Origin of the sequence: Streptomyces sp. BE20 (genome assembly GCF_036322525.1) — a bacterium.
In the GTDB taxonomy this organism is placed as follows: Bacteria; Actinomycetota; Actinomycetes; order Streptomycetales; family Streptomycetaceae; genus Kitasatospora.
Genome location: NZ_JAQYWW010000874.1, coordinates 1 through 364 on the forward strand (window position 1 = coordinate 1; position 364 = coordinate 364).

The following is a 364-nucleotide window of genomic DNA, read 5'->3' on the forward strand; positions in this document are numbered from 1 at the left end:
CTCCCACCGGCCCCAGTCGCACGCTCCCCCTCGCCCTCCCCCGCCACCCCACCCCCGGCTAGCGCCGCGCCCCCCGGCACCCCCCCCCCGCCCACCCCCCCCCCCCACCCCCCCCCCCCACCCCACCCCCCCCCCCCCCCCCCCCCCCCCCCCACACCCCAACCCCCCACCCCCCCCCCACAAAAACCCCCAACACAAACCACAACACCAACCACAACAACACACACACACCAAAAAAAACAAAAAAACAAAAAAAAAAAACACAAAAAAAAACACAACAACACCCCCCAAAAAACCCAACCACCAAAAACCACAAAAACAACAACAAAACCCCCCCCAAACAAACCCCCCCCCCCCCCCCCCA

The 364-nt window shown here is 64.8% G+C and carries 1 protein-coding gene; it reads right to left on the bottom strand.

Going from position 1 to position 364, the window contains the following annotated elements; translation table 11 throughout:
* Nucleotides 1-58 precede the first annotated feature (58 nt).
* The coding region (locus PUR61_RS45420; RefSeq protein ID WP_329880165.1) for a hypothetical protein at nucleotides 59-364 on the bottom strand (306 nt) is incomplete at its 5' end.